The sequence below is a fragment of the Streptomyces sp. NPDC043812 genome (genome assembly GCF_056436245.1).
In genome coordinates this window covers 169,587-184,384 of record NZ_JBWKCY010000001.1, presented here as the reverse complement: position 1 = coordinate 184,384, position 14,798 = coordinate 169,587, and the positions used below count along the sequence as shown (strand labels likewise).

The following is a 14,798-nucleotide window of genomic DNA, read 5'->3' as shown; positions in this document are numbered from 1 at the left end:
GCGCTTCACTGTGGCAATCACCTCTCGCCGCCGTCCCGCCGGAACACCGACTTCGTCCGGAAACCACCCGCAAGAGCACAACGCCGTGCGGGAGAGGGGGTAGGAAAGGGAAACGAGGACACACCGAGGTCTGTCGGCCCCACTCCGCGGAAGGAACCGCCCGATGGCAGGAGCGAACCCGGCAGAACAGCACCGGACGGGGGACCCGCACCCGCCAGCGGATCTCGTGGTCTCGGGCTGCACCACGCTGGTCCATGGTGACGACGGGCGGATCGGCTTCGCCGACGACGCAGCGATCGTCGTGCGGGACGGGGTCATCGACGCGGTGACGACCACCGCCGCAGTCGCCGGACTCCCCGCCGTGGACCACATCGACGGACGCGGACAGCTCGCCATGCCGGGGCTGATCAACTGCCATACGCACTCACCGATGGTTGCCCTGCGGGGAATTGCCGAGGACCTGCCGGTCGAGGAGTGGTTCAACGACTGGATCTGGCCCATCGAGGCCAACCTCACCGAATCCGTCGTCGAACTGGGTGCGCTGCTGGCCTGCGCCGAGATGATCAGCGGTGGTGTCACCACCTTCGCCGACCACTACTTCGCGATGGACCGAGTCGCCGCGGCGGTGACCCGCAGCGGGCTCCGGGCAGACCTCGGCTGGGCGTTCTTCTCCAGCCAGGGCCCCGAAGGCAGGGAGGGTTCGCTCGACTTCGCGCTGCGCACCCGGGGCGCGGCCGATGGGCGGATCACCACCTCGCTCGCGCCGCACGCCCCGTACACCGTCACCGACGCGGATCTCGCCGCCACTGCCGAACTCGCCCGTGAACACGGCCTTCCGGTCCATCTGCACGCGGCGGAGAACCGGGCACAGACCGATCACAGCCTCGAACGGCACGGCCTTACGCCGATCGCCGTCCTGGAACGCGCCGGACTGCTCGACACCGACCTGCTCATCGCGCACGGCACCGGCATCATCGAGGACGACCTGCCGATGCTGGCGCGCGGAAGCGGTCGGACCGCGGTCGCGAGCTCGCCCAGGGGCTACCTCAAGTTCGGCTGGGACACGACGCCGGTCAGAGCGCTCGCCTCCGTCGGAGTGCCTGTCGGCCTCGCCACGGACGGCGCGGCCTCCAACAACACCCTGGACGTGTGGGAGTCGATGACGCTCACCGCGCTGGTGCAGAAGTCCGTCGAACACGACCCGTCGTGGCTCACCGCCCGTCAGGCGCTCGACCACGCCACGATGCAGAGCGCCCGCGCCCTCGGCCTGGAGGACCGGATCGGGTCGCTGACTCCCGGCCGGCGGGCGGACCTGATCCTGGTCGACCTCACCGGACCTCACACGCTGCCGCTGCACGACCACGCGGCGACGCTGGTGCACAGCGCGCGCTCGTCGGACGTCCGGACGACGGTCGTGGACGGCCGCGTACTGATGCGGGACCGTCGGCTCCTGACGCTCGACGTGGCGGCCGTCGCATCCGAACTGGCCGAACAGCTCCCGGCGCTGACCCGCAGGAAGGACGGTCGGCGTATCCAGCAGTACGACACCTGAGACGTGCGGCACGCGTCCCGCAGGGCCTTGGCTCGTGGTCCAGGCGTTCGAAACTCTGCGCCCCCAAATGGGTGATTGCCTCAAACGGCAGAACCGAAGCCGCCCCGTGACGTTAGTTCCGGTGCGGGCAGGTGCCCCGCGATTTTCTCCTGAAGGCAGGGAACCCATGAGGCAGGTTCACCGAAAGGGCCTGGCCACCGTGATGCTCACGGGTGGCGTACTGGCTATGGCCACCGGCTACGCGAACGCCGACTCGAACGCGGACGGCGCGGCCGTCGGATCGCCCGGCGTGTTGTCCGGCAACGCGGTGCAGGTCCCCGTGCATGTCCCCGTCAATGCATGCGGCAATACGGTCAATGTCGTCGGTCTGCTCAACCCGACGGCCGGAAACTCCTGCGCCAATGTCTCGCACGGAGGTGGCTCGCCCAGCGACGACGACAACGGCGCGTACGGTGGCGAGAGCGACAGTGGCTCGCAGGCCGGCCAGCGCAGCGGCGGCGGGCACAACTCGGGCGGCGGCGCCGTCGCCCACGGTGAGACGGCGGGCTCCCCGGGCCTCCTGGCGGGCAACGGCGTCAGCCTGCCCGTCGACGTCCCGGCCAACGTCACCGGCAACTCCGTGAACGTGGTCGGCATCGGCAACCCGGCATTCGGCAACTCCTCCAAGAACGAGTCGGGCGAGCCGCCGGCCGAGGAGACGCCCGCCACGCCGCCGAAGGCCGCCCAGCCGCCGAAGCTGTTCCCGCCGAAGCCTGCCGGTGACTCGCTCGCCGAGACCGGATCGGACCAGCTGGCGTACGCGATCCCCGCGGGAGCGGCCATGGTGATTGGTGGCATCGTGCTCTACCGCCGGTTCCGGCCCGCCGGGGGCGGCCTGTCCGCCTGACAGGGCGCCCTCACCCCGACGAGGCTCGCCACGACGCCAGTACGGCATCGATGCCCGCAGCCACGCGGGTCCGCGCCTCGTGACGGGTGACTCCAGCCGTGAGCAGGGAGTCGTAGGGGGTGTCGAGATGCCGTACCGACGCCCGCACCGCAGCCGTGACCGCTCCTTCCTCCAGGGAGCGGCCGGCCGCGGTCCGGCCCACCCGGCCGCTGCCGCGCACCGAGGCGTGCGCCGCGATGTCGGCGGCGCGCTCGGCGGGGCAGCCGGGGAACAGCCTCCGTATCCGGTCGGCAAGCGCAGCTGCGAACCGCACGTCCGTGGCGGCGCGGCGCATCGCGTCGCGCGCACGCCGCCGGGCCCGCGCCTCCGCGTCGGCCAGGCACGCCCGCTCCGCGCGGACCAGGGCGGCTTCCTCCACCAGTAGCCCCTGGCGTTCGTAACGGCTGTGGCGGCGGTTGCGGCGGACCACGACGGCGAAGAGCGCGCTGCCCTCACGGGCGCGGCGGGTGAGCGCTGCGTTTCCCCGCGGCAGGAACACGAGATGGGCGAGATCGGCGCAGTCGAGGCAGACGGGGACTCCGGACTCCAGTACATGCATCTCCAGCGGCCCCCGCCGACACTCCGCGCAGTGCCTGCCCTTGAGTGGTTGGATCACCACCAGGTCCATATCGGCAGCGTACCCAGCGGGTACGCTCCGCTCCCATGACGCTGCGTTGTGCCGTGCTCGACGACTACCAGGACGTCGCACTCTCTCTGGCCGACTGGTCCTCGCTCGGCGAGGCCGTCGAAGTCCGTTCCCTGCAGGAACACTTCACGTCCGAGGCGGACCTCGCCGCGGCCGTCGGCGACTGCGAGATCCTCGTCGTGATGCGTGAGCGGACACCGGTCACCGCCTCCTTGCTCGCCCGGCTGCCGCGGCTGGAACTGCTCATCACCTCGGGAATGCGCAACGCGTCGATCGACCTCGCAGCCGCCGCCCGGCAGGGCGTCACCGTCTGCGGGACGGCGAGCAACTCGGAGCCTCCCGCCGAGCTGACCTGGGCACTCATCCTGGGACTCGCTCGCCGTGTCAACCCCGAGAGCAATGCGCTGAGGGACGGCGGCCCGTGGCAGTCCTCCATCGGCACCGACCTGCACGGCAGCAGGCTCGCCCTCCTCGGGCTCGGGAAGATCGGAGCCAAGGTCGCCCGGGTCGGTCAGGCCTTCGGCATGGACGTCATGGCATGGAGCCGGCACCTCACCGACGAGCGGGCCGCCGAACACGGCGTCGTCCGGGCCGCGTCGCTCGAGGAACTCCTCGAGGTCGGGGACTTCGTCTCGGTGCATCTCCAACTCGGCGACCGCACCCGAGGGTTGATCGGCGCGGCCGAACTGCGCCGCATGCGCCGCACCGCCTTTCTGGTCAACACCTCGCGTGCCGCGATCGTCGACCAGGCCGCACTGGTACAGGCGCTGACCGAGGGATGGATCGCCGGAGCGGGTGCGGACGTGTTCGCGCACGAACCGCTGCCGGCCGACGACCCGCTGCGCACCGCGCCGAACTTCCTCGGTCTGCCTCATCTCGGCTATGTCACACGGCGCAACTACGAGGGGTACTTCGGGCAGGCAGTGGAGGACATCGCCGCGTACCTGGCGGGCAGCCCGGTCCGTACCCTTGGCGCGGCCTAGCGCTCTGCCCGGCGGGCCGGGGACGGATACGGCCCGGCGCTATCGCACACCCGGTTTGGCGGCGCCGATGAACTCGGACAGCGTTTCGCGTGCCTGCTCCGACCGTTGTCCCCGGTCCGACTCGTCCCGCGCCTCGTGCATGCAGTTGGTGACCTCGAAGGCAGCGGCGGCCGACTCCAGCGCCTGCGGGTCGTCGCAGACCAACTGGACGCGGACCAGTGCCTGATGCGCCGTGGAGCGCAGCCGGTACGAGTCGATGCGGGCAGCCTCCGCCTTCGCGCTGCCCGGAGCCTCCTGAGCCCGGTGCCAGCGGTCGTTCTGGCCGCGCCGGAAGTCGACGAGCGCTCCGGCGAAGGCGCTGTACGCCGCGATCCGTTCCTGCCGCAGTTGCTCGGCGCGGGCATGAGCGGCGCTGCGCTCCGCCGTCCGGCGCTCGAACATATGGGTGGCCACCGATCCGAGCAGGGTGCCGATGACCGCGATGACGGCTGTCCACATGGGGGCGCTCCCGAGCTGGGCGTGTGGCGGAACTGCACCGTCGGATCATCGCAGTGGCACGCGCCATCAGTCCAAGACCCACCAGTAAACGGCCGGTTTCCCGAGCGCCGTGTCCGCGCCGTGTTCACGGCTCACTGGCGGTAGCCGCTGAGGAACCGGCCGATGCGGCTGATCGCGGCATCGAGATCGTCGGCGTGCGGCAGGGTGAGGATCCGGAAGTGGTCCGGGCGCGGCCAGTTGAAGCCCGTGCCCTGGACGACCTGGATCTTCTCGCGCAGCAGCAGGTCCAGCACGAACTTCTCGTCGTCGTGGATCGGGTGCACCTTCGGGTCGAGCCGGGGGAAGGCGTACAGCGCGCCCTTCGGCAGGACGCAGGACACTCCCGGGATCTCGTTCAACTTCTCCCAGGCCCGGCGGCGCTGCTCGTACAGCCTGCCGCCGGGTGCGACAAGTTCCCGGATGGACTGGCGTCCGCCCAGCGCCGCCTGGATGGCGTACTGCGCGGGCGCGTTGGCGCACAGCCGCATCGAGGCGAGCATCGTCAGACCTTCGAGGTAGCTGCGGGCGTGCTGCCGCGGGCCGCTGACGACCAGCCAGCCGGAGCGGAATCCGGCCACCCGGTACGTCTTGGACAGGCCGCCGAAAGTGAGGACGACGAGGTCGGGGGCGAGGGTGGCCGTGGGGTGGTGGACCGCGTCGTCGTACACGATCTGGTCGTAGATCTCGTCGGCGAACACCATCAGCTGGTGGCGCCGGGCGAGATCGAGGATGCCCTCGACGACCTCCTTCGGGTACACCGCGCCGGTGGGGTTGTTGGGGTTGATGATCACGACGGCCCGCGTGCGGTCGGTGATCTTCGAGGCCATGTCGTCGAGGTCCGGGTACCAGTCGGACTCCTCGTCGCACAGGTAGTGCACCGCCTTGCCGCCGGCCAGGGTGGTGACCGCCGTCCACAGCGGGAAGTCGGGGGCCGGGATGAGCACTTCGTCGCCGTCCTCCAGCAGGGCCTGGACGGCCATGGAGACGAGCTCGGAGACACCGTTGCCGAGAAAGACGTCATCGACGTCCACGTCGGTGAGACCGAGGGCCTGGTAGCGCTGGGCGACCGCGCGACGGGCGGAAAGAATCCCTCGCGAGTCGGTGTAGCCGTGGGCCTGCGGCAGCATCCGGATCATGTCCTGGACGATCTCCTCCGGCGCCTCGAAGCCGAAGAGTGCGGGGTTGCCGGTGTTCAGCCGCAGGACGCTGTGGCCCGCTTCCTCCAGTGCGTTGGCCTGCTCGATCACCGGTCCGCGGATCTCGTAGCAGACCTCGCTGAGTTTGCTCGACTGCCGGAACTCCATGCTGTGGCCTCCCAGGACTGAATGACGTACTTGGTTTTACCAAGTTCGAGCTTGGAAAGTCCAACAACATGTCTAAACTGCGTCCCATGCCACGTGAGACCCGCCGCCGGAGCTATGACCAGTACTGCGCCGCAGCCCGTGCCCTGGACGCCGTGGGCGACCGCTGGACGCTGCTCGTCGTCCGCGAACTGCTCGCCGGGCCCCGCCGCTACACGGACCTGCACGCCGACCTTCCCGGCGTCAGCACCGACGTCCTGGCGTCCCGCCTCAAGGACATGGAACGGGACGGGCTGGCGACGCGTCGTCGGCTGCCGCCGCCGTCGGCGGCGTACGTGTACGAACTGACCGACCACGGCCGCCGGTTGCTGCCCGTCCTGACGGCGCTGACAGCGTGGGGAGCGCCCGCGCTCGCCGAGCGCCGCCCCACGGACGCGGTGCGGGCGCACTGGTTCGCCATCCCGATGCTGCGCGCCCTGGAGGCGGCGCCGGGACGGACCGGAGTGGTCGAGGTCCGGCTCGACGAGGGTGTGTTCCATCTGCGGCTGGGGGAGGCCACGGCCTCCCCGTACGGCGACGGGCCCGCCGAGCGGCCCGATGTCTGCCTCACCCTCGACGCCGACATCTGTGTCGCGCTGGCGGACGGGGAGTTGACGCCCGCGGAGGGCGTACTCGCCGGACAGATCAAGGTGGAGGGCGACGCGACGCTCATCGGCATCTGAGGGTGCGTCGGCCGGCTGCCCAGCCTCCCTCGGGCATCGGATAGCGTGGAGCAGTTTGCCGAGCCGACATGGGGGATGGACCGATGCGGGACTTCACGCGGGGTGTTGTACGGAGCTTCACAGCAAGGCGATTCGATGTCCGGACGGCATTGGTGGCAGTCGGCTGCCTGGCCGCGCTCGCCGTGGTCCCGTCGGCCGCGAACGCCACCCCCGGCAGCGGTGTCTCCGGGACGGTTCTCGCGAAGGGCACCTCCGACGGCACCGTGCAGATCAAGGCCAAGGGGCGCACGGATGTGGTCGTAAGGACCCTCACCATCGCGCCCGGCGGCTCGACCGGCTGGCACCACCACCCCGGTCAGGTGCTCGCGGTGGTCGCGTCCGGCACGCTGACCCGGACCCTGGACGACTGCTCGCTCGAGGTCACGGACGCGGGCGGCTCCTTCGTCGAACCCGCGGGCGCGCCCCACCGGCACCTGGGGCGCAATCTCGGTACGGAGCCCGTCGTCCTGTACGTGACGTACTTCCTGCCCGAAGGCAGCCCGCTGTCGGTCGACGAGAACGCCCCGTCCTGCGCCGACGAATAGACGGCCGGCGGTCAGTCCTCGCCGCTGACCGTGATGGTCGCGCCGGAAGCGGCCAGTCGGGGATCCTTCAACGGGTCCTTGCCGGTGAACGGCTTCGGGTCCTTGTAGGCCACCCGCACCGTGCGCACCCGGCCGTCGTCGAACTCGTCGGTGAAGACGGCGCCGGTGGGCGAAGCGACGCCCTTGCCATGGCGGCCGACCTCGTAGGTGCGGACGAAGTCGGCGACGCTGCTGTCACGTACGACATCGACGTCGTAACGCAGCCTGGCGGAGACGACTGCGCCCGAAGAGGAGCGGGTCACCGTCGCCTTGACCGGTACGTAGAAGCGGATCTCGTCCGGGTACTGGTCGATGTGGACGTGGGCGAACGTCTCGGCGGCGCCCACGTCCGAGCCGCGTGAACCGGGTTCGTTCGTCGTCCAGGCGAGTACGAGCCACACCAGTCCGAGTGCCGACAACACCAGCACAACGGACACAAGGGCGATCACCGGGCCCCGGCGGCGTGTTGCCGTCATCTCCACCTCCGGCGCCCCATCCTGGCACGCGACGGGTGACCGCGGTCCCTGGGCCCGTATATCCGGATGCCCGGACCCGCCGCCCATGGCAGGGTCGCGCCCATGACCGACAAGACCGGGATCCAGTGGGAGCAGCTGCCCATCGGAGTGCGCGAACGCGTTGATGCGCACCTCGTCGAACGCGAACTGCTGCCTGCCGTGCGGCTGGTGATGGAGGCCCGTTGGGAGGCCGGGGAACCGGTCCGCCTGCCCGACGCCCACCGCACGGTCGTCCGGCGCAGCGAGCAGCTCGCCGACCGGCTGGAGCCCCTGCCCGCGCAGGAGCTCGACACCCTCGCCGCGAAGACCGCACAGCTGCCCGGCCCTCCCGCCGCCTTCGAGGCGGAGTGGGACGGGGACACTCAGGGCTGTCTGGTGTACGCGGTGGTCGTCGATCCGCCGCAACGGGTGTGCATCACCTCGCTCCGAGGCGGCGGCGGTCTGCGCGACGAGGCCACCGTGACCGGTCGCGCGCTCGCGGAGCGTTTCGGCGTGCCCTTCCGCTTCTTCGGCGAGGACGGCCCCGCCGCGGTCGGGCGATGATGGGCGCGTGCGACTCGAAGCGATCACCTGGGAGCGGCTGGCGGAGAACCTGACCGAGCGCGCCCTGAGTACCACGGCCAAGGACGACAGCCCCTGGTTGCGCATCGGCATCGACGGAGCCGCCGCCGCACACCCCGGTGAGCTGGCGGAGGGGATCGCGGGCGCCTTGCGCCTGCGTGGGCGCAGCGTCCTGGTGGCGGGCACCGACGGGTTCCTGAGGCCCGCTTCGCTGCGGTACGAGTACGGGCGCGAGGACCCCGACACGTACTACAGCGGCTGGTTCGACACAGGCGCCCTGTGGCGGGAGGTCTTCGGGCCGCTGGAGGCCGGTGGTTCGGGGCGGGTGCTGCCCGATCTGTGGGACCCTGCCACGGACCGGGCGACCCGCTCGCCGCACGTCGAACTTCCGCCCGGTGGTGTGCTGTTGCTGCACGGGCCGTTTCTCCTCGGCCACTGGTTCCCGTTCGACCTGGCCGTCCATCTGAGGCTGTCGCCGGGCGCGCTCGCGCGGCGCACCGACGAGCGCGAGCGCTGGACCCTGCCGGCCCATGCGCGGTACGAGGACGAGGTCGGTCCCGGGGAGGCGGCCGATGTGCTCGTACGGGCCGACGATCCGCGCCATCCCGCGTGGAGCGGCTTCCGCTGACGGGCCACGGTCTCGCGGCTCACCGGGCGAGGGGGACCGGCGGCACCGTTCACGGTCGGCCGCCGATCAGTGTCACCGCCTGTGCCCCGGCCCGGCAGCCCTCCTCCGCCGCGGCAGGGGACTCCGCACCCGCCAGCCGGGCGGCGAGGAACGCCCCGGTGAACGCGTCGCCCGCGCCCGTCGTGTCCACCGCCTGCGCCGGCGCGGCCGCGATGCGCGCCGTGACCGCACCGGACTCGGCCACCACCGCGCCGCGCCCGCCCAGCGTCACCACCGTCAGCGGCACCAGACGGCTCAGCTTCGCCGCCGCGTCGGCCGGGTCGGGAAGGCCGGTCAGCAGCCGGGCCTCGTCGGCGTTCGGGAACAGGACGTCGACCCCCTGGAGCGCCGACAGCATCCGCTCGACGCCCAGTTCGGACAGGAACCCCGCCGAGGCCGGATCCACGCTCACCGGCACACCCCTCTCGCGCGCAGAGCGCATCGCGGCCGCTGCGGCCTCCCGGCTCGTGTCCGCGAAGAGGAGGTAGCCGGACACGTGCAGATGGCCGACCCCGTCCAGCAGGGACGGCGACCAGTCCGCCGGATCGAGCCGCACCACCGCGCCGCTGTCCGTCACGAACGTGCGCTCGGCGCTCGTGTCGACGAGCGCGATCACCGTGGCGGTCGGCGCCTCGGCGTCGGGCACGAGCAGGGGGCGAACGCCGGCCGCCCTGAGCCGTTCGGCGTGCCAGGAAACATCCGCCGCACCCGTCCGAGCGAGCAGCCGGACGTCCGGGCAGCCCCAGTGCGCCGCCCAGCAGCAGACGTTGGCGCCGGCGCCGCCCGGCACGATGCGGATCCGAGCCGCTGTGTCGGTCCCCCTGGTCAGGGGCGACGTGTGTCGCGCCACAACGTCCGTGACCACGTCCCCGACGACGAGCAGTCCGGGTGCGGCCCGGTCGTGCGCGGTGTGCGTCCCGGCCGTCATGCGTACGCCGCTGCGATCCGCGCGGCGAGCCGGACGTTGCCGCGCACCGCCGCCAGGTTGGCCTCCAGCGAGGCGCCTTCGGTGTATCGCGTCAGCCGCTCCAGGAGGAACGGCGTGACGGCCTGCCCGGTGATCCCCGACTCGTGCGCCTCGTCGAGCGCCTGCGCGAGCACCCGGTCGTGGAGGGCGGGGTCCAACTGGTCCTCCACGGGGACCGGGTTGGCGACGATCAGCGAGGAGAAGGGCCGGGCCAGCCCGTCCTTGGCGCGCATCACCGCGGCGACCTCCTGAGGAGTGTGTACCGTCCAGTCGACCGGCTCGCCCGACGAGGTCAGGTAGAAGCCGGGGAAGCGGTCCGTCCCGTACCCGACCACGCTGACGCCCAGCGTCTCCAGGCGCTGCAGCGTCGCCGGGACGTCGAGGATCGACTTCACACCCGCGCAGACCACGGTGATGCCCACCTGGGCCAGCAGCCGCAGGTCCGCCGACTCGTCCTGTGTCTCGGTCCAGCCCCGGTGGACACCGCCGAGCCCGCCGGTCGCGAAGACCGCGATGCCGGCGCTGTCGGCGAGGAACGCGGTGGCGGACACGGTGGTCGCGCCGCTCGCGCCCGTCGCCAGAGCGGGCGCCAGGTCGCGATGTCCCAGCTTGCGCATGCCGGGATCGCCCGCGATCCGCTCCAACTCGTCCTTGCCCAGCCCGATGCGGGCCTGTCCGTCGAGCACGGCGATGGTGGCGGGGACAGCGCCCTCAGTCCTGACCAGCGCTTCCAGTTCCTCGGCGACCGCCAGGTTGCGCGGGCGAGGCAGCCCGTGCGCGATGATCGTCGACTCCAGTGCGACCACGGGGACATGGGACTCGAGTGCGTCCCGTACCTCTTCTGACACGATGACTGCGGTGTTCGGCATGTCCCATCCCTGGCGCGGGACGGGCGTGCCCAAACGTCCGCGTCCGCGGCCGCTCCCGTCGCGGTCCGACGTCCCGGATGACTGACAGGAAAGTTTCCTGTCGTCTATTGACAGGGGCATGGCCGCTTGCCACGATCCCGGCAGCGGCTTGGCGCGGCGCCCCACCGGGGGCGTGACGCGCTCAGCGAGAGCTCTGACCCGGCCGCCGTGCGCTGCGCCCTGCCCGGACGCGGCGGTTCGCACGGAGTCCAGCTCTCGCCGTCCCCGTACAGGGAGCCAGGTATGCGCCTGACCGCCTCCACCCCACCACGTCGGATCACGGCCCTCGCCCTCGCCGCCGTTCTGCTGCTCGTCCTCGGCGTACTCGTCGCCCGCCCCGACCGCGCCGACGCCGTGGCCGACACTCCCACCGCCACGGCCGCGGACCCCCTCATCTCTCGTGGCAAACCCGCCACCGCCTCCTCGCTGGAGGGTTCCGCCTTCGCCGCCGCCAACGCGTTCGACGGCGATCCCGCCACCCGATGGGCATCCGCCGAGGGCAAGGACCCCCAGTGGATCCGCGTCGACCTCGGCGCAGCCGCGAAGATCTCCCGAATCACTCTCACCTGGGAGACCGCCCACGCACGGGCCTACACCGTCGACGTCTCCGCCGACGGCACCGACTGGACCCGCATCGCCGGGGAGCAGGCAGGCAACGGGGGCACCGACGACTTCACCTCCCTCGCCGCCGAGGGCCGCTATCTGCGCGTCCACGGCACGGCCCGCGGCACCTCGTACGGCTACTCGCTCTTCGAGGCCGAGGTCTACGGCAGCATCGACGGCGGACAGCCGCCCACCGGTGCGTTCACCGTCGTCGCCGCCGGCGACATCGCCGCGCAGTGCACCGCGTCGTCCAGCTCCTGCGCCCATCCGAAGACCGCGGCACAGGCGCAGCGCCTCAACCCGAGGTTCTATCTGACGATGGGCGACAACCAGTACGACGACGCCCGGATCTCCGACTTCCGCAACTACTACGACAAGACCTGGGGCACCTTCAAGAGCAGGACCCGGCCGGTGCCCGGCAACCACGAGTCGTACGACCCGGCCGGCGCGTTCAAGGGCTACAAGGAGTACTTCGGCGCGATCGCCTACCCCCAGGGCAAGCCGTACTACAGCTACGACGAGGGGAACTGGCACTTCATCGCCCTGGACTCCAACACCTTCGACGACTCCGCCCAGATCCAGTGGCTCAAGAACGACCTGGCCCGTACCACCAAGGGCTGCATCGCCGCCTACTGGCACCATCCGCTGTTCAGCTCCGGCGGCCACGGCAACGACCCCGTCGGCAAGCCGGTGTGGAAGCTGCTCCACGGAGCGAAGGCCGATCTCGTCCTGAACGGACACGACCACCACTACGAGCGCTTCGCCCCGCAGGACCCGGACGGCCGGGCCACCTCCGACGGCATCGTCGAGATCGTAGGCGGCATGGGCGGCGCGGAGCCCTACCCCATCGAGCAGGTCCAGCCCAACAGCCAGAAGCGGATCAGCGGACCGTACGGGGTGCTGAAACTGGACCTCACGGACTCGACCTTCCGGGGGAGCTACGTCGGTACCGACGGCGCGGTCAAGGACACCGGCCCCACCTACACCTGCCACTGATGTACCTGGCCACCACCGGCCGCCGCGACACGCCGTCCGCCCCGGGCACCACTCCCGGGGCGGCACGGCGGGTTCCCGGCGCCGTGATCGCGCTCGGAGCCGTCAGCCTCGTCACCGACATCTCCTCGGAGATGGTCACCGCCGTGCTGCCGCTCTACTTCGTCCTCGGACTCGGCCTCTCGCCCCTCCAGTTCGGCTTCCTGGACGGCCTGTTCAACGGCGTCACCGCCCTCGTCCGGCTGGCCGGGGGACACGCCGCCGACCGCGGCGGCAGGCACAAACGCGTCGCCGGAGCGGGCTATCTGCTCTCGGCGCTCTCGCGCATCGGGCTGCTCCTCGCGGGCGGCGCGACCGGCGGCATCGCCGCCGCGCTCGCCGCCGACCGCGTCGGCAAGGGCATCCGCACCGCCCCACGGGACGCCCTGATCACCCTGGCGAGCCCACCGGACGCGCTGGGCCGGTCCTTCGGAGTGCACAGGGCGATGGACACGACGGGCGCGCTGCTGGGCCCCCTCGCCGCGTTCACCCTGCTGTGGGCGACCGCGGACGCCTACGACGCCGTCTTCGTCGTCAGCTTCTGCACCGGACTCCTCGGCGTCGTGCTGCTGGCCGTGCTCGTGCCCGGCCCGGCCGGCCCGGTGCACGTCCCAAGTGCCGTCCGTCCCACGGTCGTCGCGACCGTCCTCGAGCCCCTGCGCATCCCCGCATTCCGGCGCATCCTGCTCGCCGCGGCCCTGCTCGGCGCGGCGACGATCGGGGACGCCTTCGTCTATCTGCTGCTGCAGCGCAGACTCGCGATCGATGTGAGCTGGTTCCCGCTCCTGCCCCTGGGCGCGGCCGCCGTCTATCTGCTCCTCGCCGTCCCCGCGGGCAGGGCCGCCGACCGGATCGGCCGCCACCGCCCCCTCCTGTTCGGCCACGGCGCGCTGCTCGCCGCCTATCTGCTGCTCCTCGCCCCGGGCGGCGGCCCGCTGCTGCTCGCGGGTGCGCTGCTCCTCCTCGGCGTCTTCTACGCGGCGACGGACGGGGTACTGATGGCGCTCGCCGGTCCGGTCCTGCCCGCCGCGCGACGCGCAGGCGGACTCGCGCTGCTGCAGACCGGGCAGGCCCTCGCGCGGCTGTTCGCGGCCGCCGGGTTCGGGGCGGCGTGGACCGTGTGGGGTCCCGGCGCCGCGCTGGCCTCGGCGGCCGTGGCGATGGCGATGTCGCTCGCCGCGGCCGGGGCCGCACTGCACCGGACCGAATCCTCCCGGAAGAAAGGCAGGCCGCGATGAATCCGACCCGGCTCACCGCACGGGCCAAGTTCACGGTGCTCACGCTCGCCGCTCTCGTCCTGGCGGGCGCGGCCGCCGGCTACACCGTACGGGCCGCCGACCGGCGTCCCCAACCGGCCGCCGCCGACGACTCGTTCACCCTGCAGGGCCCGCGACTCTACTTCCGCAGCGCGGCGCACGGGCAGGCCGGCCGCATCGCGTACCGGCCCGTCGAAGCGGCGGTTCCGCGCACGGTGGGTGGCGGCCCGGCGTGCGAGCGCTTCCACGCGGCGGGCGGCACCGCACTGTGCCTGCAACGGCGCCCAGGAGTACCGCCGCGCACCTACGCCGTCGTCCTCGACCGGTATCTGCGCGAGACGCGCCGCATCGCGGTGCCCGGCATCCCCAACCGGGCGCGGGTGTCGGCATCCGGGCGGATGGTGGCCTGGACGAACTTCGCCGTGGGCGACTCCTACGCCTCCTCGTCGTTCTCCACACGCACCTCCCTCCTCGATCTGCGCACCGGGTACCTGATCAAGAACATGGAGCAGATCCCGCTCACCATCGAAGGCCGTCGCCACCACGCACCCGACGTCAACTACTGGGGAGTGACCTTCGCGCGCGACGACAACCGCTTCTACGCGACGGTCTCGACGCAGGGACGCACCCATCTCGTGCAGGGCGACATGCGGAACTGGTCGGCGCGGGCGCTGCGCGGGAACGTCGAATGCCCGTCGCTGTCCCCGGACAACACGCGCCTCGTCTTCAAGAAGAAGGTCCGGGACGATCCCCGCAGGCCATGGCGTCTGCACGTGCTGGACCTGCGGACCCTGCGGGAGCGGCCGCTGGCGGAGGAACGCAGCGTCGACGACCAGGCGGTGTGGCTCGACGACGCCACAGTGGCGTACGCCCTGCCGGGCCGGTCCGGGGAGGGCAGCGACGTGTGGGCGGTGCCGGTGGGAGGCGCGGGGCCGCCGAGGCGTTTGGTCCGGGACGCCTCGTCGCCGACATGGGTCCCCTGACGGGCGCGTACGCCTGT

The 14,798-nt window shown here is 71.7% G+C and carries 16 protein-coding genes; 10 read left to right on the top strand and 6 right to left on the bottom strand.

Annotation, left to right across the window (positions count from 1 at the left end; genetic code table 11):
- Positions 1 to 163 precede the first annotated feature (163 nt).
- Positions 164 to 1,552 carry an amidohydrolase gene (locus tag AC067Z_RS00910; RefSeq protein WP_478787251.1) on the top strand — a complete coding sequence of 463 codons (1,389 nt, stop codon included), beginning with the start codon at positions 164 to 166 and terminating at the stop codon, positions 1,550 to 1,552.
- A gap of 166 nt (positions 1,553 to 1,718) precedes the next feature.
- Positions 1,719 to 2,438, top strand: a complete 720-nt coding sequence (locus tag AC067Z_RS00905; protein ID WP_478787250.1) for a chaplin — start codon at positions 1,719 to 1,721, stop codon at positions 2,436 to 2,438.
- 10 nt (positions 2,439 to 2,448) lie between these two features.
- Here AC067Z_RS00905 and AC067Z_RS00900 read toward each other — a convergent pair whose 3' ends face one another.
- Positions 2,449 to 3,105 carry a DUF2293 domain-containing protein gene (locus AC067Z_RS00900; RefSeq protein WP_478787249.1) on the bottom strand — a complete coding sequence of 219 codons (657 nt, stop codon included), beginning with the start codon at positions 3,103 to 3,105 and terminating at the stop codon, positions 2,449 to 2,451.
- A gap of 35 nt (positions 3,106 to 3,140) precedes the next feature.
- Between AC067Z_RS00900 and AC067Z_RS00895 the strand changes: the two genes are divergently transcribed.
- Positions 3,141 to 4,106, top strand: a complete 966-nt coding sequence (locus AC067Z_RS00895; RefSeq protein WP_478787248.1) for a D-2-hydroxyacid dehydrogenase family protein — start codon at positions 3,141 to 3,143, stop codon at positions 4,104 to 4,106.
- Between the two features lie 39 nt (positions 4,107 to 4,145).
- On the opposite strand, the gene AC067Z_RS00890 is transcribed toward AC067Z_RS00895, so the two are convergent.
- On the bottom strand, positions 4,146 to 4,604 hold the full coding sequence (locus tag AC067Z_RS00890) for a hypothetical protein (protein WP_478787247.1): 459 nt from the start codon (positions 4,602 to 4,604) through the stop codon (positions 4,146 to 4,148).
- Between the two features lie 131 nt (positions 4,605 to 4,735).
- Positions 4,736 to 5,947 carry a pyridoxal phosphate-dependent aminotransferase gene (locus AC067Z_RS00885; RefSeq protein WP_478787246.1) on the bottom strand — a complete coding sequence of 404 codons (1,212 nt, stop codon included), beginning with the start codon at positions 5,945 to 5,947 and terminating at the stop codon, positions 4,736 to 4,738.
- A gap of 68 nt (positions 5,948 to 6,015) precedes the next feature.
- Here AC067Z_RS00885 and AC067Z_RS00880 point away from each other — a divergent pair, with 68 nt between their 5' ends.
- Positions 6,016 to 6,666, top strand: coding sequence for a winged helix-turn-helix transcriptional regulator (locus AC067Z_RS00880; protein ID WP_478787245.1), 651 nt, complete (start codon positions 6,016 to 6,018; stop codon positions 6,664 to 6,666).
- Between the two features lie 149 nt (positions 6,667 to 6,815).
- Entirely contained in the window at positions 6,816 to 7,250 is a 435-nt protein-coding gene (locus tag AC067Z_RS00875; protein WP_478787580.1) for a cupin domain-containing protein, read from the top strand.
- An 11-nt stretch (positions 7,251 to 7,261) separates the two neighbouring features.
- Here AC067Z_RS00875 and AC067Z_RS00870 read toward each other — a convergent pair whose 3' ends face one another.
- Positions 7,262 to 7,765 carry a hypothetical protein gene (locus AC067Z_RS00870; RefSeq protein ID WP_478787244.1) on the bottom strand — a complete coding sequence of 168 codons (504 nt, stop codon included), beginning with the start codon at positions 7,763 to 7,765 and terminating at the stop codon, positions 7,262 to 7,264.
- Between the two features lie 102 nt (positions 7,766 to 7,867).
- Here AC067Z_RS00870 and AC067Z_RS00865 point away from each other — a divergent pair, with 102 nt between their 5' ends.
- Both AC067Z_RS00865 and AC067Z_RS00860 read left to right on the top strand, forming a co-directional pair.
- The gene (locus tag AC067Z_RS00865; protein WP_478787243.1) at positions 7,868 to 8,347 is read left to right on the top strand and encodes a hypothetical protein; all 480 of its coding nucleotides are present in this window, start codon (positions 7,868 to 7,870) and stop codon (positions 8,345 to 8,347) included.
- Between the two features lie 7 nt (positions 8,348 to 8,354).
- Positions 8,355 to 8,993, top strand: a complete 639-nt coding sequence (locus AC067Z_RS00860; RefSeq protein ID WP_478787242.1) for a nucleoside/nucleotide kinase family protein — start codon at positions 8,355 to 8,357, stop codon at positions 8,991 to 8,993.
- Positions 8,994 to 9,042: 49 nt separating this feature from the next.
- Here AC067Z_RS00860 and AC067Z_RS00855 read toward each other — a convergent pair whose 3' ends face one another.
- Entirely contained in the window at positions 9,043 to 9,960 is a 918-nt protein-coding gene (locus AC067Z_RS00855; RefSeq protein WP_478787241.1) for a carbohydrate kinase family protein, read from the bottom strand.
- Positions 9,957 to 10,868, bottom strand: coding sequence for a pseudouridine-5'-phosphate glycosidase (locus AC067Z_RS00850; RefSeq protein WP_478787240.1), 912 nt, complete (start codon positions 10,866 to 10,868; stop codon positions 9,957 to 9,959). Before AC067Z_RS00850 ends, AC067Z_RS00855 begins: the two co-directional genes overlap by 4 nt.
- 282 nt (positions 10,869 to 11,150) lie before the next feature.
- Between AC067Z_RS00850 and AC067Z_RS00845 the strand changes: the two genes are divergently transcribed.
- The 3 genes from AC067Z_RS00845 to AC067Z_RS00835 are packed head-to-tail and all read left to right on the top strand — an operon-like array spanning position 11,151 to position 14,781.
- A complete protein-coding gene (locus AC067Z_RS00845; protein WP_478787239.1) occupies positions 11,151 to 12,506 on the top strand; it encodes a discoidin domain-containing protein in 1,356 nt (451 codons plus the stop codon).
- Entirely contained in the window at positions 12,506 to 13,780 is a 1,275-nt protein-coding gene (locus AC067Z_RS00840; protein WP_478787238.1) for an MFS transporter, read from the top strand. Before AC067Z_RS00845 ends, AC067Z_RS00840 begins: the two co-directional genes overlap by 1 nt.
- Positions 13,777 to 14,781 (top strand): TolB family protein, encoded by a 1,005-nt coding sequence (locus tag AC067Z_RS00835; protein ID WP_478787237.1) that lies wholly within the window; start codon positions 13,777 to 13,779, stop codon positions 14,779 to 14,781. Before AC067Z_RS00840 ends, AC067Z_RS00835 begins: the two co-directional genes overlap by 4 nt.
- The last annotated feature ends 17 nt before the right edge of the window (positions 14,782 to 14,798 follow it).

What these genes read in the sequence shown, in the direction of transcription:
- AC067Z_RS00910 (WP_478787251.1), top strand. Translation starts at nt 164, where the DNA reads ATGGCAGGAGCGAACCCGGCAGAACAGCACCGGACGGGGGACCCGCAC.
- AC067Z_RS00905 (WP_478787250.1), top strand. Translation starts at nt 1,719, where the DNA reads ATGAGGCAGGTTCACCGAAAGGGCCTGGCCACCGTGATGCTCACGGGT.
- AC067Z_RS00900 (WP_478787249.1), bottom strand. Translation starts at nt 3,105, where the DNA reads ATGGACCTGGTGGTGATCCAACCACTCAAGGGCAGGCACTGCGCGGAG.
- AC067Z_RS00895 (WP_478787248.1), top strand. Translation starts at nt 3,141, where the DNA reads ATGACGCTGCGTTGTGCCGTGCTCGACGACTACCAGGACGTCGCACTC.
- AC067Z_RS00890 (WP_478787247.1), bottom strand. Translation starts at nt 4,604, where the DNA reads ATGTGGACAGCCGTCATCGCGGTCATCGGCACCCTGCTCGGATCGGTG.
- AC067Z_RS00885 (WP_478787246.1), bottom strand. Translation starts at nt 5,947, where the DNA reads ATGGAGTTCCGGCAGTCGAGCAAACTCAGCGAGGTCTGCTACGAGATC.
- AC067Z_RS00880 (WP_478787245.1), top strand. Translation starts at nt 6,016, where the DNA reads ATGTCTAAACTGCGTCCCATGCCACGTGAGACCCGCCGCCGGAGCTAT.
- AC067Z_RS00870 (WP_478787244.1), bottom strand. Translation starts at nt 7,765, where the DNA reads ATGACGGCAACACGCCGCCGGGGCCCGGTGATCGCCCTTGTGTCCGTT.
- AC067Z_RS00865 (WP_478787243.1), top strand. Translation starts at nt 7,868, where the DNA reads ATGACCGACAAGACCGGGATCCAGTGGGAGCAGCTGCCCATCGGAGTG.
- AC067Z_RS00855 (WP_478787241.1), bottom strand. Translation starts at nt 9,960, where the DNA reads ATGACGGCCGGGACGCACACCGCGCACGACCGGGCCGCACCCGGACTG.
- AC067Z_RS00850 (WP_478787240.1), bottom strand. Translation starts at nt 10,868, where the DNA reads ATGCCGAACACCGCAGTCATCGTGTCAGAAGAGGTACGGGACGCACTC.
- AC067Z_RS00845 (WP_478787239.1), top strand. Translation starts at nt 11,151, where the DNA reads ATGCGCCTGACCGCCTCCACCCCACCACGTCGGATCACGGCCCTCGCC.
- AC067Z_RS00840 (WP_478787238.1), top strand. Translation starts at nt 12,506, where the DNA reads ATGTACCTGGCCACCACCGGCCGCCGCGACACGCCGTCCGCCCCGGGC.
- AC067Z_RS00835 (WP_478787237.1), top strand. Translation starts at nt 13,777, where the DNA reads ATGAATCCGACCCGGCTCACCGCACGGGCCAAGTTCACGGTGCTCACG.